Origin of the sequence: Microbacterium sp. W4I4 (assembly GCF_030816235.1) — a bacterium.
Classification (GTDB): Bacteria; Actinomycetota; Actinomycetes; order Actinomycetales; family Microbacteriaceae; genus Microbacterium.
The window spans coordinates 1701905-1724229 of sequence record NZ_JAUSXT010000001.1 but is presented as its reverse complement, the minus strand read 5'-3'; the positions used below and the strand labels follow the sequence as shown (position 1 = coordinate 1724229).

Here is a 22325-nt window from a genome sequence, read left to right as displayed (position 1 = left end):
CGATCGCTCCACCCCATCCGCTGACCCCCTGAATTCGGAGAGCCTGCCTCAGCGGACGGAGCGGATGGGGACGATCAGCAGTGTGGAGAGGGTGGCGATGCCGGTTGCGACGATGAACACGGGGGCGTAGCCGCCTGTGATGCCGACGATGCTCGAGGTGAGGCCGGGGCCGAGGATCTGGCCGCCCGTGGTGGCCATGTTGAGGATCCCGAGGTCTTTGGCGGCGTTGTCGATGTTGGGCAGCACCTCAGTGTTCAGTGCCTGGTCGACCGAGTTGAAGATGCCGAGTCCGGTGCCCCCGACCAGGGCGTAGACGAGCATCGCCCACGGCTCCACGACGAAGAAGGGGAGCAAGGAGGCCAGGGCGATGAGGATCGCCGAGCCGATCACGAGCGGTTTGCGGCGACCGATTCGGTCCGAGATCGGCCCGGAGATCGCGCCGAACACCAGCGCCGTTCCCAGCTGGATGATGCCCATCATGGCCATGGTGCCGCCAGCTTCGGCGAGCGTCTGCCCCATGTAGTCGGTGAGGATGTAGAGCTGGTATCCGGAGAGCGAGTATGCGCCGAGGATGACGAGCAGCTTGCCGAATAGTGCGAAGTAGTAGTCGCGTGCGCCGTGCCGGGGGAAGGAGAAGTTGTCGGCGATCATGCGCACGCTGAAGGACTGCCGCGGTTGGTTCAGGTTGGACTTCTCCGGCGAGATGAGCACGACCACGGGGCCTGCGAGCAGCACGATGACCGCGAAGATGGCCATGCCTGTCGTGGGGTCGGTGGTGAAGAAGGATGCCGCGATCTGCGAGCCGAACACGCCGATGAGCACCCCTACTCCGTAGATGGCGGAGTATGTGCCGCGACGAGCTTTGGGGACGCGCTCGGCAAGAGTGGCGATCAAAGGGGCGGCGATCGCATTGAGGAACATCTGGAACGCCATCCAGGAGAAGACGACGACGGTTGTCGACTCGCTCGAGAGCAGCACGAACAGGGACGCGGATGCTCCCGCTGAGCCGAGGATCATCCACGGCGCGCGGCGGCCGAAGCGGCTGCGAGTGAGGTCGCTGAGGGCTCCGAAGATGATGTTTGCGAACATCGCGACGAGCGATCCGGTGATGGCGATCATGGCGATCAGCCCGACTTTGTCGGCGGGTGCGATCTGTTCGAGCCGGGCCGGGATGAGGACGGCGTTGTATGCGTAGAAGGGTCCGACCCATAGAGCCCCGCCGATGAAGAGGGCGAGGCCGAGACGCAGGGGGCGAAAGGTGGTTCGCCCGTCGTGAGGGTTGGCGGTCACGGTCGTCGTGTCCGGTGCGGGAGCGTAGGGGGACTGATCGGGTGCGGGCGTCTGAGACATCGTTGTCCTTGAAGGGTCGGCCGAGCGGCAGTGGTTTGCGGACGTGAGGGAAAGGGAGGAATGGTTCACGGTGCCGCGAAGCGAAGACCTCTCCGCGGCATCGTGAAGCATTCGTCAGGATGGAAGCAGGTCGAGAGTCGCCGTGATCGCGTGGGGGTCGCCGGAGAAGGCGGCTGCTTCGATCACCACGTGTGTCGCGGCAGGAACGAATCGTCCCTCGGCCCACCGATTCGTGGGTCGTGTGGATCCGGTGACAGCGATCGTGCGGGTCTCGCCGGCGTTGAGAGTGACGGGGGCGAAGCCGACGAGGACGCGGTGCGGGAAGTCCTCCGCGTCGATCGCCGCGTAGAGCTGGACGACGTGTCGTCCAGCACGGTCGCCGGTGTTGGTCATCGTGACCTGTGCATCGAAGCTCTCTCCGGTGACCTCGCCGACGGTGAGCTCGTCCAGGGAGAAGCTCGTGTAGGAGAGGCCGAAGCCGAGTGGGAAGGCGGCGGGTATTCCATCGCGGTCGAGCAGACGCTGCCCGTGCCACCGGTCATAGGTGATGGTGGTCGCGTCGATGTCGAAGGCCGGCAGATGCTCTTCGCTCGTCGGAATCGAATAGGGCAGGCGACCGGTCGCGTCGTGGACGCCGAGGAGCACGTCGGCGAGTGCGCTTCCGCCTTCGCTGCCGTTGTACCAGCTGACCACCACGGCGGGAACGGACGAACGCCATTCCTCGGTGATGATCGCGCCGGCTGTGACGATGACGACGACGGTGCGGGGATTCGCCGCAGCGGTAGCGCGGATGATGTCCGCATCGATCGGGCGCACGCGGAGGGAGTGGCGGTCGCCGCCCACTGCGGTTCCCATCGCGAGCTGGCTGTCGGCGGCGCCCATGACGGCTGCGAGATCAACGCCCTCCGGAGGCGGCGGGAAGAGCGCCAGGAGTTCGTGCTGACTGGCGAGATCGCCGATGTACTCGCCCTCGTCCGCGGAGGTGTAGCCGACGACGACGACAGCCACATCCGCGTCACCGGCTGCGCCGGCGGCCTCTCCCGGGTCATCGGCGGAGACGTGTGTGACGGCAGCGGAAGGGAGGGCGGCGCGCAGGCCCTGCAGTGGTGTGACGATCTCCGGGGAATGAACGTTGGACGACCCTTCGTCGCCGGTGTTCGGAAGATCCGCCAGACGCCCGATGACCGCCACGCGGGCGAGAGCGTCCGCTGACAGCGGGAGAACGGGCCGGCCGTTGACGTCGTCGTTCTTCAGGAGCACTGCGGCGGCGGCTGCGGCCTCGCGAGAAAGCGCGCGGTGTTCTGCGGAGAAGACGACGTCGGCGGTGGGCTCCTCGTCGCGGTCTCGGGCGTAGAAGGCGAGTTGCGTGGCAAGGATGCGCCGGCCGGCGCGATCCACGTCCGACCATGACGCCCGTCCGGCTGCGAGGTCGGCGGGAAGGTGCTCCGCGCGCTGCTGGCGGAAGGGCTCCTCGACATCGAGCCCTGCGCGCAGCGACTTCGCCGCGTCTCTCAGCCCCCAGATGAAGTCCGAGACGGTGACGCCTTGGAACCCCCACTGCTCGCGCAGGATGCCTTCCATCAAGGCTTCGTTCTCGCCGGCCCACTCTCCGTTGACGCTGTTATAGGCGGTCATGATTCCGTCGACGCCCTGCTCGACCGTACGGCGGAAGTGCGGCAGGTACACCTCCTGCAGTGTCGCTTCATCGGCGCTGACGTCGACGGTGAAGCGCGCATTCTCCATCGAGTTCAGGGCGTAGTGCTTCGCCACGGCCATCGCGTGGCGACGAACCCCCCGGGTCAGGGCCGCACCGAACTCACCAAGAGCGTGGCTGTCCTCGCCGTAGGTCTCCTGCGCGCGACCCCATGCCGGGTGACGGGGCAGATTGATGCATACGCCGCCATAGAAGTTCGCGCCGAGCGCACGCATCTCGGCGCCGATCGCCACTCCGATGCGCTCCTCGAGTTCGACGTCCCATGTCGCGCCGCGCGCCATCGACACCGGGAAGGCGGTCGCCTCGCCCATCACCACTCCACGGGGTCCGTCGCTGAAGCGCAGCCCGGGGATGCCGAGGCGGTCGACTCGACCCATCACGATCGGAGCCGAGTTGTACTGCTTGATGATCTCGCCCATCCCGGGCCAGAACTCCTCGTCGCCGTCGAGAAGGAACAGCTTCTCCTGCCGCGTGAGCGCGGAGAGGAGCTCCCCTGCCACATCCTGCGCGCTGGCGCCGGAGCGCACCCGGTCCACACTCTCGGCGAAAGCCGTCGTCGCGGTACTCGTCGTTGACATCACACACATCCTCGCTGTCCAAATCGCTTACCTGTATCAATACAGGTAAGCGATAGTAGGCATAGACAACAAATTCCCGCAAGAGCGGATATGAAAGGCTCGTGAGATGAAGACACCCCGAACCCGCACACGAATGGCACCGGCCGCGCGCCGCGCGCAGATCGTCGAGACAGCAACTCGGCTGGTATCCGAGCAGGGGTTCAACACCTTCAACCTCTCCCAGGTCGCCGCCGAGAGCGGCATCACCCGGGCAGGCGTCGAACACCACTTCGGAACAAAAGAAGCGGTGCTCATCGAGATCCTCCGCCACCGCGATGAAGTGGACGAGGTGATCGCCGCACCGGGCGGCGCCCTGCCGACCGACGAGGCCGGGGTCTGGCGGGCGCTGGACGAGCAGGTCCGTCGCAACGCGGAACGTCGCGAGATCGTGCAGCTTTACGCGATCCTCGGCGCCGAGGCTCTCGATCCGTCCCATCCGGCCCATGATTTCTTCGCGCGACGCGCGACGGTGGGGCGTGTGACCATCGCTGACGCCGCTCGCCCGTGGCATCCGCATCCGGAAGGCTTCGCCGTCGAAGTGCTTGCGATCATGGACGGGCTGCAGCTCCAGTGGCTCCGGGACCCCGACCTCGACCTCGTGGCTCTTTGGCGCAATGCCTCGGTCCTGTTGGTGCGGAGGTGAGTACTGACTCGGCCTTGGGGCCGCGCGCTCGGTGCGAGTCCGTCCAGCCGTAGCTCGCGATCTGGAAAGAATCGCCTCCAAGATTTCAACCACGAACGCACGAGATCGAGCCGGATCGAAGCCAGTTCCAGGCGGTATTGGAAAGGGGTGAGTCCGCCGAAATCCGGCATTTTGGACTGCATGGGACCCAAGAGAACGTCAGCGATTCGGCTTCGAACTCCACCGTGACCCAGCGCGTCGCCAAGTGTCCCAAAAGTGTCCGGAGCATCCCGAGGTTGGCGTTTCTGACGAGTTTTCGCGTGTCCCCAGTGCATGGGGAGTCGAAGGGCACAAGGCCGAATAGCCCCGGAATCACGGGCTTCCCAGCCATTCAGCCGGTTTCAGCACCGCGAGACCACCGGGCAGTCAGACCGAGAACACCACACTGCTAAGGTGGAGTCCTCGCAAGGGGACCGAGGGTTCAAATCCCTCCGTCTCCGCCAAGAAGTCCCTGTTCAGATTCAACTCTGACCAGGGACTTTTCATTGTGACCGCTGACCGTTCGCCAGCTGACGTTGCGAGGTCGGAGGCACTTCATGGGCAGAACAGCCCATGGGCGAGACCCCTGACTGCTCAATAGCATCGCGGTGACCGACCGATTCGCCTCATGCGGATCGGCCTTGCCGTAAGGAGCTCCATGACTGTCCGATCCACCCTCCGCAATCGGCTGGCCGCTGTGGCCGCAGTCGTCGCACTCGCAGCCGGGAGCGTGCTCGTCGGCGGCGCCTCACCCGCGAGCGCAGCGACGGTCAGCTGCACGATCTCCGCGCCCCAGAAGGTGCGCCCGGGTGACACGGGCAGCTGCGTGCGCGTGCTCCAGCAGCGCCTCGGCGGTCTGTCGGTCGACGGCTCGTTCGGCACGCTGACCAGGCGCGCCGTCATCTTCTACCAGCGCGCGAACGGTCTTGCCGCGGACGGTGTTGTGGGACCCCTCACCTGGTCGAAGCTCAAGGCCGGACTGCCGAGGGTGGGAACGGCGATCTACTCCCTCAACGGGATCCACGTCTTTGCATGCCGCAACTCGGCGAACACGGGCGTGCGTTACTCGGCCCGGAACAACACCACCACCGACCTGCGCAGAATCACCCTCTGGTACTCGGGAAGCACGTCCGGGACGTACCTGGACTACATCGACCGCGGTCAGACCAAGTCGGGCCAGTACTACCAGGTCACCGGGGCGACCGCGGCTTTCCGCGCGCTGGAAGCGCGTCGCGCGAACGGCACCACCTCCACAGTGACCAGCCCGTTCGGCTTCACTCGAGGCGCTCTCCCTGTCTGCCGCTGATCATTTGCAGAGCAGAGGGCTCCCGGGCCCGCCTCGGCGATCTATTCAGCGCCGGGGAGCCTCAGAGGCGGTGACGCGAACGAAATCCACGTCGTCTTCTCCGAGGATCACGTCATGGGTGTCTACCAATACGGCTCGCACGCGCTCATGGCCACCACGGCGCACCGGAAGCACGCTTCCGGTGCGCCCGCGCTGAACGTGGGCTTCGCCCCACTGCTGCATGGCCACCAGCACGACCTTCAGTTCATCGCCTGCTGCGGTGAGCTCGTAGGCATCGCGAGTGCGCTGTCCGGGCTCTTGGTACGGAATCCGCTCCAGTACGCCGTGCTCCACGAGTGCGTTCAGTCGCGCGCTGAGCACGTCGCTCGCGATGCCCAAAGAGTCTCGGAACTGCGCGAACGTGCGCCGGCCGAGCAGCGCCTCGCGCAGCAGCAGGAAGCTCCAGGAGTCGCTCAGCACACCAAGAGATCTGACGATGGCGCATTGGTTGTCCAGTGCATCGGCGAGCATCGGTGGCTTACGGGGCATTACCTCATCCTCGGTGCGTGAACTCTGAGTTGGCATAACCAAGTTAGCATCAGTAGGGTGATCCTGGTATCCAGCACCCGGAGGAGAGTCGATGACGCCGCAGACTCGTTCACGCACCATCAACTACCACCGTCCTGAAGAGGACAAGACGAAACTGTTCGAGCGGACGGGGCTCGAGCAGTTGCGCGCGCTGATCGACGGGCTGGTCCCACCGCCGCCGATCAGCAGCCACATCGGTCTGGAGTTCGTCTCCGCCGATGATGGCGATGTCGTGATGACCGCCCAGCCCGACGAGTCGCATTACAACCCGATCGGATCGGTCCACGGAGGCTTCTTCGCGACGGTGCTCGACTCGGTGTGCGGGAGCGCCGTGCACAGCACCCTGCCCGCAGGAGTGGGTTACACGAGCCTGGAAATCAAGGTCTCCTTCCTGCGGCCGATCACCGCTGAAACCGGCACCGTCACCGCTCACGGCTGGATCACCCGCCGCGGCAGAAGCGCCGCCTTCGCCGAAGCTGACATCCGTGACAGCGATGGCAGGGTGCTCGCCACCGCATCCAGCACCTGCCTGATCATCCATCCGACTGCCGCCCGATGACTACCCAGGGGACAGCCGCGCCGGCGGATGCTCTCGCGTCCCGCACGCGATGGCGGCTGGGAAGGCGCGGGGCGTTCTGGGCCGCGGCATCCGTCCTCGCCCTCGTGCTCTGGTCGTCGGGAGCGCCCAGCGTTCTGTACCCGATCTACGCGGAGCAGTGGCATCTGACCCCGCTCACGATCACGATGGTGTTCGCGACCTATCAGCTCGCGCTCATCATCGTCCTTCCGCTCTTCGGAAGCCTCTCCGACCAGTTCGGCAGACGGCTCGTCATGCTCGCCGGTGTCGCCCTCATCGCGGCATCCGCGATCCTCTTCGCCGTCGCCTCCGATGTGTCCTTCCTGTTCATCGGCCGGACCCTGCAGGGCGCCGGTGCTGGGTTGGCGATGGGGTCGGCGACCGCGTCACTCATTGAGAACAACACCAGCGCCAACCCCCGCTTCGCCAGCTCGATGGCGACCATCTCGACTGCGACCGGACTCACTCTGGCCCTCGTGCTCAGCGGTGCGGTCGCCCAGTTCGCCCCGCTGCCCCTGCTCTGGAGCTACATCGTCCTCCTCGTACTGTCTGTGGCATCCATCGGAGCGCTGGCACTCTCTCCGGACGACACACCGATCCGTCTGCAGCGGTGGCGCCCGCAAGCCCCGAGCATGCCCCGCGGCATCAGACTGCGCTTCGCCATCGCGACGCTCTCCGTGTCTCTGGCGTATTGCGTGGGCGCGATCTTCCTGTCCCTCGGCGCCCACATGATCACCCAGTTCGCGCACACCGGGAACAGCGCGCTCGTCGGTGCCCTTCTCGGCGTTTCCGCGGCGACCATCGGCTTGACCGCGCTCTTCCTGTCCCGCGTCCCACCGAACGTCTCCATCGGGATCGGCGCGACCCTCACGCTTGTCAGCCTCGGTCTCATGGCGGCCGCCAGCACGGCCGGATCCGTCATCCTCTTCCTCGGCTGGTGCATCTTCGGCGGGATCGCCTACTCCTTCGCGTTCACGGGAGGGCTCGGTCTCATCAACCGGGTCGCTTCCCCGCGCCACCGCGGCAGCACTCTGTCGCTGCTCTATCTGGTCTCCTACGCTCTCCAAGCGGGGACCGCGATCGGTGTGGGTGCGCTGGCGACCGCCGGCGGTCTGAGCACCGCTGTCGGCATTGCCGCTCTGTCACTGACCGCACTCAGCGCCGCGGTGCTCGTTCTCATGCTCGTCGCCGCAAGGGCGACGAGACAGGCTATTTGAAGGAGATCCCATGCGGGCATTCGTTCTCGACGCGTACAAGCAGCCCCTGCGTCAAGCTGACGTGGCGGAGCCCGTCGTCGGCGAGCGAGATGTTCTCGTGGAGGTGGCGGCTGCCGGGGTGAACCAGCTGGACGAGAAGATCCGCGCGGGGGAGTTCAAGGCGATCCTGCCCTACAAGACACCTCTCACGCTCGGACACGATGTCGCCGGCACGGTGATCCGCGTCGGATCGAAGGTGGCCGGTTTCACGCCCGGTGATCGGGTGGTCGCCAGGCCCCGGGACCACAGGATCGGCAGCTTCGCGGAGCGCATTGCGATCGACGAATCCGATCTCGCGCTCGCGCCCACCACGATCGGCCTCGTCGAGGCGGCGTCCTTGCCGCTGGTGGCCTTGACCGCATGGCAGGTGCTCGTGGTGAGGGGCAACGTGATGCCGGGCCAGAAGGTGCTCATTCACGCCGGTGCCGGCGGTGCGGGGTCGATGATGATCCAACTCGCCAAGCATCTCGGAGCTCGTGTCGCCACCACAGCCTCCGGCAGGAACGCCGACTTCGTCCGTGAGCTCGGAGCGGACGTGGTGATCGACTACCGCACCCAGGACTTCGAGGAGGAGCTGTCCGGATACGACCTGGTCGTGGACAGCCTCGGCGGGGCGAACCTGGAGAAGTCTCTGAAGATTCTCAAGCCGGGCGGGAAGGCCATCGGGATCTCCGGCCCGCCGGACCCGGCATTCGCGAAGGCAGCCGGCCTGAATGCAGTGGTGCGTCTGGCAGTCGCCGCGCTGAGCCGCAGGATCCGCTCTCAGGCGAAGAAGCTCGGTGTGACCTACGAGTTCCTGCTGATGAGCTCCAGCGGTGACCAGCTCCGCGAGATCGTCTCCCTTGTCGACGCCGGGATGTTGCGAGCCGTCGTCGGAAAGGTCTTCCCATTCGAGGAGACCCCGCAGGCGCTCGAAGCGCTGGCCGGGGGCGGCATCCGCGGCAAAGTCGTCATCACCGTTCCCTGACGCCGCGGGCCCACACCCTCGACCCTTACTGCAAGGCGATGTCTCCACTCGCCAGTGGAAGCGGAGTGAAGCTCAGCGGGGGTGCAGCTGCCTTCTTGGCGCCCGTGACCGATTGGCCGTACGCATCCGAGGCGCCTCCGCCATCGATCGCCGTGACTCGGAAGTCGTACCCGCCGATGCCGTCGACTTGCGCTTTTCCGGTGATGACGACCGTGCGCGATGCGCCGGATCCGGTCACTGCGAACGAGGTGATCGAGGTCGCGTTCACCGATCGGATGACGACTGCGCCAGCGTCTCGTTCGGCATAGGTCCACGTGCCGGTCACCGCCTTCTTCCCCGACGGCGCTACGGAGAAGGTGAAATCACCCGTACCGCCGCCAGGCAGTGCAACCGATCCTGCGCCCGTCACGGTGTCGCCTGGCACAGGTGTCGCTGTGACGGTCAACGCGGCGCTGGCTCCGCCGGCGAACCATCCACCGACCGAGAACGCGACATCGTAGACTCCAACCGGCACACCCGTCGCGAACGTGCACGTCAGCTCAAGGGTCCCGGGCGCGTTGCCGCGCGCAGCCGTCGTCTTGACGATCCGTGGCGCGCACGTCGTCTCGAAACCGGTCACGACGGAAGTCAGGGTTCCGCTCAGATCGCTCGATTGGATGCGAGTGAGGTCACCCCAACGTCCGTCTTTGTCCTCGATCAGCTTCGCGGAGAAGGTGATGGGCGGCGCCACCCCGCTCGCATCGGCAGGGACAGCCGATGGAGTGGAAGAGGCGAGCTTCACTGCCATGGCCTCTGGCTGAACCACGATGTTCAGGACCGTCTCGCTGCACGCGTGGAGTGCGTCGCACGCGCGCAGGATGACCGGATATGTTGCGGGTTCGGCGGTGAGCACCCCCGAGATCGTCATCTGCTCCGCGGTGCCCGTAGCCGTCAGGCCCGACGGCAGCGCCTCGACCTCGATCGTGACCCCGCTGAGTCCGTCCTCAGGGTCGCTCGCGGACACGATGAATGAGAGGAAATCGGAGTACGAGCCCGTCGGCTCGTCGGGCGATATCAAGACGGGTGCCCGGTTCGGCGGCACGATGGAGATCGTGAGCGCCTGAGGCTCGCTCGAGTTGTCGTCGGGAGCGGTAGCCGGTCCGCTGTCGACCGCGGTGACACTGAGCTCTGCGATTCCTCCGGCCGCCGGGGTGAACGTCAGCGTTCCGTCGGCCGAGATCGCAGGCTGTCCGTCGGCGGTGAACAACTCGGAGTCTTCGGTGTCGACGACGAACTCGACCGTCTGGGACGCCTCATCGGCGGGGCCCGTTGAGATGCCGGTCGCCCAGCCCGGCTCGGATACCGCAACCCCGTCGCCGACCGCGTGGATGTTCTGCCCGCCGGTGAAGGACGGGGCGTCGTTCACAGCGGTGACCGTCACTCCAATGGTCGCCATGGCGCCGAGCGAACCCGAGCAGTCATCGCTGGGCTCGCCGCAGTCATCCGGGGCGCCCCGATCGGTGACCCGATACTCGAACGAGTCCACGCCGTTGGCGTCCGCCGACGGAACGTAGGTCGCGACGGAGCCGGCCAGCGTCACCGTGCCAGCCGTCGGATCCACGATCACTTCGTATCCGAGATCGGCATCCGCGGTCTCTCCATCGGTGACGAGGTCGGCCAGGTCGACAGTGATCGCGGTGTCCTCGCGCGTGACGACGTTCCCGTCGGAGGCATCCGGTGCTCCGTTCGCGTGCGTCACAGTTGCGGTCGCGGTCTCCTGGTCGACCCCGCCATCACCGTCGTCCGCCACGACGGTGATGATGTAGTCGCCGCCTGACGCGTACGCGTGCGTCCCGGCGAAGTAGCCGCACGACGGCGGCGCGGTGAGGGTGGCGGCGCATCCGAAATCCCGCTCCGAAGGTGTCGCGCATGTGCTGTCAGCGTCGTCGCATCCGGTCGGAATCACCGTGTCTTCGGACCCGTCGCCCCAATCGATCGTGACCGTTCCGACGTCGCGGCCGATGTCGTCGACCTTGCCGCCGACGCGAAGAAGGTCTCCGGGCTGTCCGGCGAGGATCGAGTAGTCTCCGAGGCAGATCGAGCCCTCAGCGGCCCCGCAGTCAGGGGCAAGGGTCATCGTCGGGGGAGAGTTGAGCACTCTCGCGCTGCTGACGCCCGCACTCGTCGTCCCATCCCCCTCGGTCACCGTCATCGTGATCGGGAAGTAGGCTGCGGATCCCGTCGGATCATCGCCGTAGGAGTGCTCGAAGGCGAAGAAGAGCGGTCCGGCGCAGCTCGACAGAGGGATGCAGAGTCCGCTGTTGAACGTGGGAAAGTACTCGAACGGGCAGCCTTCACCGCTGCACGGATAGCTGCCGGTGCTCTGGCTGCCGTCGCCCCATTCGATCACGTAGGTGCCGACATCGAACTCGGCGTCGGCGATGCTTCCTCGAAGCTCGGCGGCCTCGCCCTCGAGAAGATCCCTGTCGTCGAGGTCACCGAGGCACAGGACGAGGGGCTGGGACGGGTCGCAGTACGGGTTCAGGTGCACGACCGGAGCATCGTTCACGGCTGCGACGTCGAGGGTCACCGTAGCCGGGTCGTCCCCGGCTTCGTACGTGAACTGATCCTTCCCCGCAAAATCGTCCCCAGGAAGGTAGGTGAATGAGCCATCGGTCGCCATCACGACCTGGCCGTGCTCGGCCGGAACCGTGACGATCGGGTTGTCGCCCGCCGCTGCGGGGTCGTCGTTGCCGAGCACTCCGGGCGCAGCCACCGACAGAAGCTGATCCTCGACGGCATCGAATCCGTCATCCATGGCGTCGCTCGCCTGAACCGTCACAGTGACACGTCCGAAGCCGAACTGGCCCAGCGCGTCGCTGATCCGGTACAGGAAGATCGCCTCACCGACATAGTCCCGCTCGGGAGTGTATGTCACAGTGCCATCGTCATTCACCGTCCACTCGCCGTGAAGGTACAGGTCCCGACCCACCGGCGCGCAGAGATGCGCATCGCAGGGATCCTCCACCACAGAGGCCGGCCGCAGATCGCCATCGCCGTCGGTGTCGTTGGCGGCGACATCGACAGTTGTCGGGGTGTCTTCGTCGATCGTCGCCGTGTCGTTCGTCACAGACGGAGCATCAACGACCTGCGCGACATCGATGAAGGCATCGACCGGTGTCGTCGCGCCGTCGATGGGGTCGTTCGTGACGAAATAGGTGAACCGGTCGACGCCGGTGAAATCAGGGTCGGGCGTGTAGGTCATGCTGCTGACGATCAGGTTGAAGGGCACTCCTGGGATGAATTCGACCCATCCGATCCGGAGCACTCCGTGCTGAGTGCGCACCTCGTCCTGTCCGTCGAACAAGGCGCCGCCGATGTATCCGATATAGGCGGCGTGCCCGTCGTTCTCGAGGAGATCGCCCGACTGGATGGGCAGCGAGGTGTCTTCGACGGCGTTCAGCAGGTCGGGCTCGCCGGCAGGCACATCGGGCGCCGGTGGCGCGACGACGTTGATGGTGACCCTCGTGTGGGCGGCGTTCTCCTCAGCACCAAGCGAAAGTTGCAGGCCGGTTGGCGAGGTTCCCCGGGCGCGATACAGGAACGAGTCGACACCGATGAATCCTGAGGGTGGCGTATAGATGAATGAGCCGTTCGGATCGACGAAGGTCAGTGTGCCGCCCTGATCGGTCTCGATCGAGGCGAACGACCCGACAGTCTTCTCGGTGAAGGACACCGGAAACCTCGCCGCAACCGACCTGACGACGGTGTCGCGATTGGCGAGGACGTCGTTGTCGAGCAGACCGCACGTGAATCCGCAGACGAGCTTGCCCACTTCGAGCGGCGTGTCCTGGTAGGCCGTGTAGACGTCTCGTTGAGTTCGGACCTGATCCACCGCCGCGATGCGCACGGTCGCGACATTCGAACAGGGACTGCCCACGGCCTGCGACGCGTACACGTACTGAAAACTGTCCGCGCCGTAGTAGCCGTCGGCGGGGACGTAGGTGAAGCTTCCGTCCGGGTTGAGTGTGAACGACTTGGCGTGATCCGGACTCGCCCACAGGATCGCCCGGTAGGTCGAGCTGAGAGGCACATGATTGTCCGCGGGGAAGCCAAGCGTGAAATCATTGTCGAGTACGCCCGAACTGCGCCCAGGGGCGATGACGGAGTTGTACAGCGGGGCCGGGGAATACGGAAGCGGCGCGAACCAGCTCGCGAGCGCATCACGGTCGTAGACGTCGTCGGTGGCACCGAGGTTTTCGTTCACGATCCAGCCGTCGAAGGTTCCGTAGTAGCAGTCGACCGACGGACCCGGAAGATGCGTCGCTGAGGCCGAAGGCGCTGGGCCGGTGAGGGAAAGGACGGTGAGCGATCCCGTGGCGAGGACGCTCGCAACAAGCAGGGCGAGGCCCCGACGTGCTCCGAGTGCGTGGTGAATTGCCATCATCGACATCCTTTCGGGCGGTCTGACGCGTTGCGTGAACCGGTCCGCCCAGGCTAGGAAGCCGGCGCGCGCGGCGCATCGGGCATTTGCCCGCCTTGTCGACGCGCCCGCCCAGATCGTCAGGGGGAGAGCATGCCGGAGTGGAGCGCGGCGGTGACCGCCTCGGTACGTCCGCGCACACCGAGCTTGCGGTAGATCGACACAGTGTGATGCATGACGCTCTTCGGAGTGATCCGGAGTGCGCCCGCGATCTCCTTGTTGTGCAGGCCCTGGGCGAGGAGCCGTAGAACCTGATGCTCCCGTGGAGTGAGTTCGGGGGAAGCGGCGGCGGCGCTCGCTGCCGGGGGAGCGGGTGCCGCGTCGACGACCTCGCGAAGGTAGGTCAACAGCTCTGAGAGTGTCTCGTCGCGGTCCAGCATCCGGCCTCGAGCGGTCTGCCGCGCATAGTCCTCGAGGCTCAGCGAACCGCGGATGCTGTCGAGCGCATGGCGGTACAGCGCGGAGTGGGCGGGGGACATGATCGCCATCAGCGGCGCGATGTGCGCGGCAATGCTTCCGTGCAGGAACGCGCCGATCGCTGGCTCGCCGCGGAGCAGGCTGATCTGCACGGCGCACATGGCTGAGATCGTCAAGCCGTTGAGGAGATCCATCCGCCCGAGTCGCTCCTGACGGGTCAGGACCCACGCGGCAGCCCGATGCGAATCGCCTGATTCGATCGCGTCCTGGGCAAGGATCGCCAGCGTGTGCATCTCGTGCACGAGGTCGCTCTGAGCGCGGAACATCTCGAGCACCCCCTCGAGGGAGGGCAGCTCGGCGCGGTCGGTGACGCACTCCGGGGGGAGCGCATGCAGGGCGAGGCTGCCCAACGCCACTCCCGTCCGATCACCGGCGCGCATGGCACGCTCAAACCCTGACGCGGTCAGGCTCGCGGCCTCCTCGTATCGACGAAGCGCGGCATTCATCGTGCCCAGCGAGATCTCGAAGCGGCCGAGCCAGCGAGTGTGTCCGATCTCGGACGCCAGCCGCAGCCCCTCTACGCAAGACCTCATTGCGGCTTCGAATTCTCCCAGCCCCGCCGCAGCGTTGAAGTGAGTGTGCAATGCACGCAGGAAAGGCAGCGGATCCGCGATCTGGCGGCCCAGACCCAGCCCCTCCTCGAGTTGGCGACCGATCAATTCGGAGCGGTCGCTGACCACCGGTGACCAGCTCGCCATCGCGGCGAGCCACAGCAGTGCATCCCGCCGAGCCGCCGCGGTTCCCACGCTCGTCGTGTGCGTCAGGGCTGTCAGAACCTCGATGAGCGCCGCGGCGTTGCCGTATCGGTCAGCGGTCCACCCGAGGTCTGCCGCGAGCCGGAGCGCGGCATCCGGATTCGACGCCGCCAGCCATCGAGCGGCGGCGAGGGCCTCGGCGTAGTCCTCGCCGAGAAGACGGCGAGCCGCCTCCTCGTCTGCGTCGTCGAACGCGGCGGCGGCTCGCTGCGCCACCTCGGAATAGTGCGCGGCGTGTGCGACTCGCGCCTCGGCTGCCGCACCGGATGCGGTGAGTCTCTCGGCGGCGAACCAATGGACGAGGTTGCTGAGCCGATACCTGCCCTCGCGCCCGCCTGTGTCCTGGTCCAGTTCGACGAGTCGAAGGTCGAGCAGTTCCCCGAGTGCGTCGTAGCACGAGGGGAGCTGTCCGGCGCAGACGGCCTCGATCGCCCCGATCGTGAACGACCCGGAGAAGACGCTGAGCGAGTCGAGGAGCTGCTGGGCATCAGCAGACGAGGTCCGGCGGGTGTCGGCGATACCTGTCCTGACGGCCCGTGTCGTTCCCACCCTGGCGGGCATGGTCAGAACGGCGAGCGCCCGCTCCGGTGTTTCGAGGAGATCCGCGAGCGAGGCAAGCGGAGCGAGTGGCAACCGCAGTGCCGCCAATTCGATCGCCAACGCGTTCCCGTCGACCGCGCTGCAGATTCGCCGGATCGAGTCCCTCGACTCCTCGTCGTCCTTGAGTGAAACCGCCACGGACTCAGCTGTGCGGCGGAACAGCTCCCCGGCGGCATCCGGTCCGAGCGGTCCTGCGTGGACGATACCCACGGTGGCGTCGCGCATCTGCGGTACCGACTCGACCAACAGGATGAGTCCGCCGTGCCCTGAGAGGAGTCGAGAGAGCTCTTGACCTGATCGAGCCAGCACATCCGCTCGCTCGACATGCAGGAGAATCCTCTCCCCGTTCGATCGGGAGTCGTCGCGGTGCAGCGGGATGGGTGCGTGGGAGACGTGATGGCGGAGCCCCATCATCGCGGATGCCATGCTTTCGCCGGTCAGATCGAGTCGTTGGACGTCGACGAAGAGCGACCTCGAGCGGCCCCTGAGCGCGGCGCTCACGAGAGCCGACTTTCCGCCGCCAGGCGCACCCGTCACGTTGATGACAGTGGTCCCGCCTGTGTGGAGCAGCCGGAGCAGGGCACGCAACTCGGCCTCTCGGCCGATCAGCGGCGAGAGCATCGAATGGCTGGTCTCCGCGTGGGAAGCGAGGCTGATGTTCTCGCGCGAGGGTTCGACGCTCATCGTGTGCCGCAGCCCCAGTGCCCCATGCCCTCATCGTAGGAGTCCGAGGCGTTGTTCGCGGCTGTTCCGGCAATGAAATCCGCGAGGACGTCGCTCCGCCCTTGTTCGCTCGAGCCGACTCTGTTACCGTTAACATCAATCTGTTACCGTTAACATTCGGTTCTCGATGTTCCCCTGGCGATGCTGCCGGCGGGCGTGAAGGGGCAGCAAGATGCAAAGACGCAAAGGGCTTTTCTGGATCTCAAGTGCCGTTCTGGGCGTGCTGGCAGCGAGCGTCATCGCACCCAGCGCGTCATCGGCGACTGAAGACTTTCCGTTCGTCCCGTCGATCACCTCGACCGACAACGGAGACGGAACGTACGACATCCCGCTGCTGAGATCGGATGTGCCCGATGTCTCGGTCGCACGCGTTCCCGCCGCCGAGAACGACGAGGGCCGCGACGTCTATTACATGGTGTCCACGACCATGCACCTCAGCCCGGGCGCCCCCATCATGAAGTCGTACGACCTCGTCAACTGGGAGATCGTCAACTACGCGTTCGACAGGATCAGCACCGGCGACGGCTTCTCGCTCCGCAATGGCAAGTCGTCATACGGCCAGGGGCAGTGGGCGAGCTCGATCCGCTATCACGAGGGCACGACCTACGTGCTGTTCAACACGAACAACCTCGGCGGCGCCTACATGCTCTATACCGACGACCCGGAGAATGGCACGTGGGAGCGGGTGCAGTTCGGCCGAGGGATGCACGACCCGACGCTGTTCTTCGACGACGCCAACGGCGGGGACCCCTACGTCTTCTACGGCAATGGCGCCCAGACCGCGGTGAAGCTGGATCCCGAGAACGACTGGGCCATCGTCGAGGAGTATCCGAACATCTTCCGCCAATCGGACTACAGCGCGGAATGGACGAAGGGCCTGTTCGAGGGCAGCCAGCTCGCGTACATCGACGGCATGTACTACATGGTCATGATCACCTCGGGCTCCGGGTGGTCCCGACAGGTGCTCATTCTGCGATCCCCGTTCCTGCTGGGCAAGTACGATGAGCGATCCGGCGGTGCGAACACATACGAGGACCACTCCGGACTCAACTCAAACGGCTACGCGCAGGGAAGCCTGGTCGAAGTCGCCAACGGCGATGGCACCACCACATGGCACGGATTCTTCTTCCGCGACACCTACCCGTGGGGTCGCATCCCGGCGCTGATCCCTGCGGTCTGGCCCGCGGACGGATCCGCCGATGCCGGATGGCCCGTCTTCGGGCGGGCCGGCGCAGTCGGCTATCCGGACACCTTCGACCACCTGATCACTCTCGACGAGGATCAGGCGAACCTCGCCCGAGCCAAGTCCATCGTCACCTCCGACGACTTCCGCAACGACGCAGGACGTCAGCCCTGGACCCATGAATACGAGCGATGGGGGCTCGAGGGCGACGCGCTCGATGAAGTCGCCTACGACGGCTCCGATCTGCGGGCGCAGTGGGAGTGGAACCACGCTCCCGACAACAGCCATTGGTCGTTGACCGACCGCGAGGGCTGGCTGCGGCTTGCGCCGCCGAGTGTCGTCACGGGCAAGGCTTCGCACCGCGGCGGCGGCGACAACGCCGGCGGCCTCACCTACCTGGAAGAGGCGCGGAACACCCTCAGCCAGCGGGTCGTACTCCCGCGGATGAGCGCGGAGACGCGCCTGGACTTCAGCGGCTTGAACGACGGTGACACCGCCGGGCTCGCCGTCTACAACCGGGCATTCACGTACGCCGCTGCGAGAAAGGTCGACGGAGAGTTGTCGATCGGCCTCGTCGAGAGGACTCCGGCTGAGGTGCGCGGCCAACTCGGGGCCATCGAAGCTGCAGAGGTGGAGGAGTTCATCGCGTCCGTGCCGGTGCCGGACGGGCAGGACGGCGTCTATCTCAGAGTCGACACATCAGGCAGCGACGGCCGAGACCTGCGTGCACGGTGGTTCTACTCCTGGGACGGGCAGAGCTGGAATGCGCTCGGCGCCGAGACGGTCACCGCCTTCGGCGGATGGCATCCGACGCACTTCATGGGACCGAGGCTGGGACTCTTCAGCTACGCGACCGAAGCGACCGGCGGACACGCCGACTTCGACTACCTCTACCTGTCGGATGCTGATCCGGCGCAGCCCGTGTCGGCCGACCGCGTCGATGCCGCGATCACTGCGGCCGAGGCGCTGAACCTGCACGACGGCGCGACCGAGAAGGCGAAGGATGTCGAGTTCTGGCTGGCTGAAGCGCAGCGCGCGAAGGATGCCGGCATCCACACCCACACGCAGGCGGATGCCGCCGTCGAGCGGCTCCAGCTCGCGGTCGCGGAGTTCCTCGCATCCGGCGGCGAACCGAAGGGCGAGCTCGTGAGCGCCGTACCGTCCGCGACCGTCGAGAAGGTGAACGGCGAGAACAACCGGCTGACCGTCACCGTCACCGAGACGTGGTCGCTCGCGGGGCAGACGGAGATCAGCGAGACCTTCGTGATCCGGAACAATGCGGCGGACACCTACGACGTCGGGTCCTACCGGGTGTTCGTCGACACCCGCGGGAACGTCAAGATCCGCGACGTCTCGATCGTCGACTAGTGCCGCGGCTGCGCGAGCAGACCCTGCAAGACCCCAACCGATACAACACACCAAGGAGAGAACCATGCTGCGTGTTCAACGACGACGGCGCGGAGGGAAAGTCCGCGCCGCCACGATCGCGATGATCGCTTCCATAGGGATCATTCTGAGCGGCGGTGTCGCCGCGCAATCCGCTGTCGGCGACGAGCTCATCACGAACGGTGCCTTCGGGACGGGGAGTGATGGCTGGAGTGCTCAGCGCGGCGGCACGCTCGAACTGTCCGACGACGGGTTCGGCGGTTCGGGCAGCAGCCTGGCCATCGTCGGCCGGACGACGACGCAGTCGAGCCCCTTCTACGACATCTCCGGGAAGATCAAGGAGGGCGACCAGCTTCGCCTGACGGCGCAGCTGAAGTACGACGAGGGCGACGCGACCAAGAACTTCAACTTCACGCTCTGCCCTGACAACTACGACGGCGCCGTCTGCAAGGTGATCCGCAGCGCGACCGCGCAGAAGGGCGAATGGCTGGCACTCGACGTCACCTTCACCGCCACCACCGACGAGTGGGACTGGCTGTTCTTCGAGAACAACTGGAGCAGCTCGCCGACCGCGAGCGACATCCCCGACTTCAAGATCGACAACGTCTCGCTGGTCAAGACCACCGAGGCGCCGGGCGAAGAGGAGCCGCCGGCTCCCGAACGTCGTGCGGTCGAGGACGTGCTCGTCAAGGGCCTCGATGACCACAACCCCATCAACCCCTGGAAGTTCGGTGCGGATCCGACAGGGCTGGAGTGGGAGGGTCGGCTGTACGTCTACGCGACCAACGACAACCAGGACTACACGGCTCGCGACAAGGACGCGTTCGGATACGCGACCAGTGACGGGCAGTACAACGTCACCACGCTGAACGTCTCCTCGACCACTGACATGGTCAACTGGGTCGATCACGGCGAGGTCCCCGTCGCCGGACCCGATGGCGTCGCGCCGTGGGCTGGCCGGTCCTGGGCTCCCGCCGCGATCGCCCGCGAGGTCAAGAACCCCGAGACCGGAGAGATGGAGACCAAGATCTTCCTCTACTTCTGCAACGGCGGATCCGGAACGGCCGTGCTCATGGGCGATTCTCCGCTCGGCCCGTGGCACGATGTGCGCAGTGAGGCGGGGTACACCGGCAACGACAGGATGCTCATCTCGCAGGGCAACCCCATCCAGTTCAAGTCCGGCATGTGGCTCTTCGACCCCGAGATCTTCGTGGATGACGACGGTCAGGCCTACCTCTACTTCGGTGGGAACACCATCGGCGACGCTCCCAAGCATCCGAAGTCGACCGCGGTGGTCAAGCTGCGCGACAACATGTACGAGGTCGCGTGCGACGGCGAGGGCGAGGAGAGCTGCGAGGACGCGGTGCGCTACATCGACGCTCCTGGAGTCTTCGAGGCCTCATCGATGATGAAGCACGACGGGAAGTACTACTACACGTACTCGGCGAACTTCGGCATCCGCTATGAAGAGGGCAAGTACCCGTCGGCGGGCTCGATCCCGTACATGATCACCGACGATCCGATGTCTCTGACGCCGGAGAACTACGTCGGCGTCGCGTTCGAGAACCCGAACTCGTTCTTCCAGGATGCCGGTGGCAACAACCACTCCGACATCATGCAGTACAAGGACCGGACGTACTTCCTGTACCACTCCCGCACGCTGGGCAAAGCCTGGAAGGAAGGCACGGCGACCACCTTCCCGGTGTGGGGCAACCTTCGCAACACCCACGTCGAGGAGATGTCCTTCAATGAGGACGGGTTGATCGTGCCCATCCAGGGAACGCGCAGCGGCGCCACGCAGATCGAGAACTTCGACCCGTACGGCAAGATCGAAGCGCAGACTTTCGCCTGGCAGCAGGGCACCTACTTCGACATCCAGCCGGGTGCGTCGTCGGTGTTCCCTGAGCACAACAACGGCGGGAACGTGGTGCTGACGCGCATCGAGGATCAGGACTGGACCGGGATCTCCCAGGTCGACTTCGGAACCGACGGCGCCGAGAGCTTCACTGCTCGCGTCATGCCGAAGGCGGTGGGCGGATCGATCGAGATCCGTCTGGACGACCCGGTCGACGGTGCCGTGGTGGCCACCCTGCCGGTGGACTCCACGATCGGTGAGTGGGCTGAACTCACGACCGAGGTGTCCGGCGCCACAGGCGTCCACGACGTCTTCTTCGTGTTCACCGGTTCCGAGCCGCAGACCGTGCTGTTCGACGCCGACTACTGGGAGTTCGCCCCGGTCGATCCGACTGGCGGCGAGGTCACCTTCGACGACGCGCGGACGCTCGTGGACCAGGCCGAGGCCGCAGGCGCACTGAACGCCAACGCGGCAGCGCAGGTGCGCAAGCACATCGACCAGGCCGAGCACCTCGCGTCCGGTTCGGCTGCGAACCAGGCGATCGTCGCCCAGTTGGAGAACGCCGTGCGCAAGGTCGGATCGGCGAGCCCCGAGCTCACCGATGCGCTCAACGCGCTGGCGGAGGTGTACCGCTCGTAGGACGTCTCTCAGAACGCCGTGGCGTCGGCGGGCCTCTGGTCCGTGGGCGCCACGGCGTTCCCCCTGTCGTCGGATACGGCACTGGGTCGATGTGCGGGCATTACGCTGAGACCCGCGGGCCGACTTCGACCGGCAGGGGGAGATGATGGCGAACTCGAACTCGCCGAACGGCTGGCGTCGACCGAGCATGTACGACGTCGCGAAGGTCGCCGGCGTATCCCACATGACGGTGTCGCGCGTACTGAACGGTCATCCGAACATCCGCGAGCAGACGCGCGAGCGCGTACTCGCCGCCATCGCCGAGACGAACTTCACGCCGAGTTCCATCGCGCGCGCCCTCGCCACGAGGCGAGCGAATCGCATCGGCGTGATCGTGGACTCGCCGGTGCAGTACGGCCCCAACAGCACGCTGCGCGCCCTGGAGGTCGCGGCGCGCGAGGTCGGGTACGCGATCAGCGCGTACTCGATCGCCGAGGGCGACGGTCGGCAGCTGGATGCCGGGGTCGTCGACCTGCTCGCGGAAGGCGTCGATGGGCTGTGCGTCATCGCACCGCGCGCATCTTCTCTTGATCTGCTCGCCGGGCAGAATGTGAATCTTCCGACGGTGGTGATCAAGTCCGAACCGCATCCCGACATTCACACGGTCGGCGTGGATCAGCATGAGGGCGCGATGCTGGCCGTCAACCACCTCATCGAGATAGGGCATCGGCGCATCATCCATCTGGCCGGACCCCAGGACTGGTACGACGCCCGCGTGCGCGTTCGAGGGTGGCGCGATGCTCTGACCGATGCCGCCCTCGACCTCTCCGACCCGTTCGTCGGCGACTGGACATCGGATTTCGGATACCGTTTCGGGCTGGCGTTCGAGCCGGACACCGCGACGGCGATCTTCGCCGCGAACGACCAGATGGCGCTCGGCGTGATCCATGGCCTGCATGAGCGGGGGCTCCGCGTACCCGATGACGTCAGTGTGGTGGGATTCGATGACCTTCCCGATGCGCGGCATTTCCTGCCGCCGCTGACAACCGTTCGCCAGGACTTCGCAGCCCTGGGCAGACTGGCCTTGAGCTCGATCATCTCCGCCATCGATGGCGAGGACAACGAACAGCGCGAGATGATCGCCCCGAAGCTCAAGATCCGGGCGTCCACCGCCCCGCTTCGCCCATGACGCCGCTGATCATGGAGATCAGATGCCGCCAGCAGTGCGCCCATCGGTGACGAGCTCCCGCC

The 22325-nt window shown here is 65.9% G+C and carries 14 protein-coding genes; 9 read left to right on the top strand and 5 right to left on the bottom strand.

From position 1 onward, the window contains the following. Window positions 1-48: 48 nt before the first annotated feature. Together QF046_RS08250 and QF046_RS08245 are read right to left on the bottom strand one after the other, a co-directional pair. Window positions 49-1350: an MFS transporter gene (locus tag QF046_RS08250; RefSeq protein ID WP_307368295.1), complete on the bottom strand. Its 1302-nt coding sequence runs from the start codon at window positions 1348-1350 to the stop codon at window positions 49-51. Window positions 1351-1464: 114 nt separating this feature from the next. Then, window positions 1465-3642, bottom strand: coding sequence for a glycoside hydrolase family 3 C-terminal domain-containing protein (locus tag QF046_RS08245; RefSeq protein ID WP_307368292.1), 2178 nt, complete (start codon window positions 3640-3642; stop codon window positions 1465-1467). 133 nt (window positions 3643-3775) lie between these two features. On the opposite strand from QF046_RS08245, the gene QF046_RS08240 reads away from it, so the two are divergent. Next, window positions 3776-4324 (top strand): TetR/AcrR family transcriptional regulator, encoded by a 549-nt coding sequence (locus QF046_RS08240; protein ID WP_307368289.1) that lies wholly within the window; start codon window positions 3776-3778, stop codon window positions 4322-4324. A 676-nt stretch (window positions 4325-5000) separates the two neighbouring features. Beyond that, on the top strand, window positions 5001-5648 hold the full coding sequence (locus tag QF046_RS08235; protein WP_307368286.1) for a peptidoglycan-binding protein: 648 nt from the start codon (window positions 5001-5003) through the stop codon (window positions 5646-5648). A 45-nt stretch (window positions 5649-5693) separates the two neighbouring features. Here QF046_RS08235 and QF046_RS08230 read toward each other — a convergent pair whose 3' ends face one another. Next, on the bottom strand, window positions 5694-6176 hold the full coding sequence (locus QF046_RS08230; protein ID WP_307368283.1) for a helix-turn-helix domain-containing protein: 483 nt from the start codon (window positions 6174-6176) through the stop codon (window positions 5694-5696). 91 nt (window positions 6177-6267) lie between these two features. Here QF046_RS08230 and QF046_RS08225 point away from each other — a divergent pair, with 91 nt between their 5' ends. From QF046_RS08225 to QF046_RS08215, 3 genes are read left to right on the top strand one after another with little or no spacing between them, the layout of a single operon-like run. Then, a complete protein-coding gene (locus QF046_RS08225; protein ID WP_307368279.1) occupies window positions 6268-6774 on the top strand; it encodes a PaaI family thioesterase in 507 nt (168 codons plus the stop codon). Beyond that, window positions 6771-8009 carry an MFS transporter gene (locus QF046_RS08220; protein ID WP_307368276.1) on the top strand — a complete coding sequence of 413 codons (1239 nt, stop codon included), beginning with the start codon at window positions 6771-6773 and terminating at the stop codon, window positions 8007-8009. The genes QF046_RS08225 and QF046_RS08220 overlap by 4 nt, the downstream gene beginning before the upstream one ends. Before the next feature lie 10 nt (window positions 8010-8019). After that, window positions 8020-9015 carry an NADP-dependent oxidoreductase gene (locus QF046_RS08215; protein WP_307368272.1) on the top strand — a complete coding sequence of 332 codons (996 nt, stop codon included), beginning with the start codon at window positions 8020-8022 and terminating at the stop codon, window positions 9013-9015. Between the two features lie 25 nt (window positions 9016-9040). On the opposite strand, the gene QF046_RS08210 is transcribed toward QF046_RS08215, so the two are convergent. Next, window positions 9041-12259: a tandem-95 repeat protein gene (locus tag QF046_RS08210; protein ID WP_373425754.1), complete on the bottom strand. Its 3219-nt coding sequence runs from the start codon at window positions 12257-12259 to the stop codon at window positions 9041-9043. Window positions 12260-13154: 895 nt separating this feature from the next. On the opposite strand from QF046_RS08210, the gene QF046_RS18280 reads away from it, so the two are divergent. Then, on the top strand, window positions 13155-13229 hold the full coding sequence (locus QF046_RS18280) for a hypothetical protein (protein ID WP_373425753.1): 75 nt from the start codon (window positions 13155-13157) through the stop codon (window positions 13227-13229). Between the two features lie 328 nt (window positions 13230-13557). Here the strand turns inward: QF046_RS18280 and QF046_RS08205 are convergent, their stop codons facing one another. Next, window positions 13558-15993: a LuxR C-terminal-related transcriptional regulator gene (locus tag QF046_RS08205; RefSeq protein ID WP_307368266.1), complete on the bottom strand. Its 2436-nt coding sequence runs from the start codon at window positions 15991-15993 to the stop codon at window positions 13558-13560. A 211-nt stretch (window positions 15994-16204) separates the two neighbouring features. Here QF046_RS08205 and QF046_RS08200 point away from each other — a divergent pair, with 211 nt between their 5' ends. From QF046_RS08200 to QF046_RS08190, 3 genes are all read left to right on the top strand, one after another. Further along, complete coding sequence (locus QF046_RS08200; protein ID WP_307368263.1) at window positions 16205-18583, top strand: glycoside hydrolase 43 family protein; 2379 nt, start codon at window positions 16205-16207, stop codon at window positions 18581-18583. A 121-nt stretch (window positions 18584-18704) separates the two neighbouring features. Further along, window positions 18705-21095: a carbohydrate-binding protein gene (locus tag QF046_RS08195; protein ID WP_307368261.1), complete on the top strand. Its 2391-nt coding sequence runs from the start codon at window positions 18705-18707 to the stop codon at window positions 21093-21095. A gap of 145 nt (window positions 21096-21240) precedes the next feature. Continuing rightward, complete coding sequence (locus tag QF046_RS08190) at window positions 21241-22263, top strand: LacI family DNA-binding transcriptional regulator (RefSeq protein WP_307368258.1); 1023 nt, start codon at window positions 21241-21243, stop codon at window positions 22261-22263. Window positions 22264-22325 lie beyond the last annotated feature (62 nt).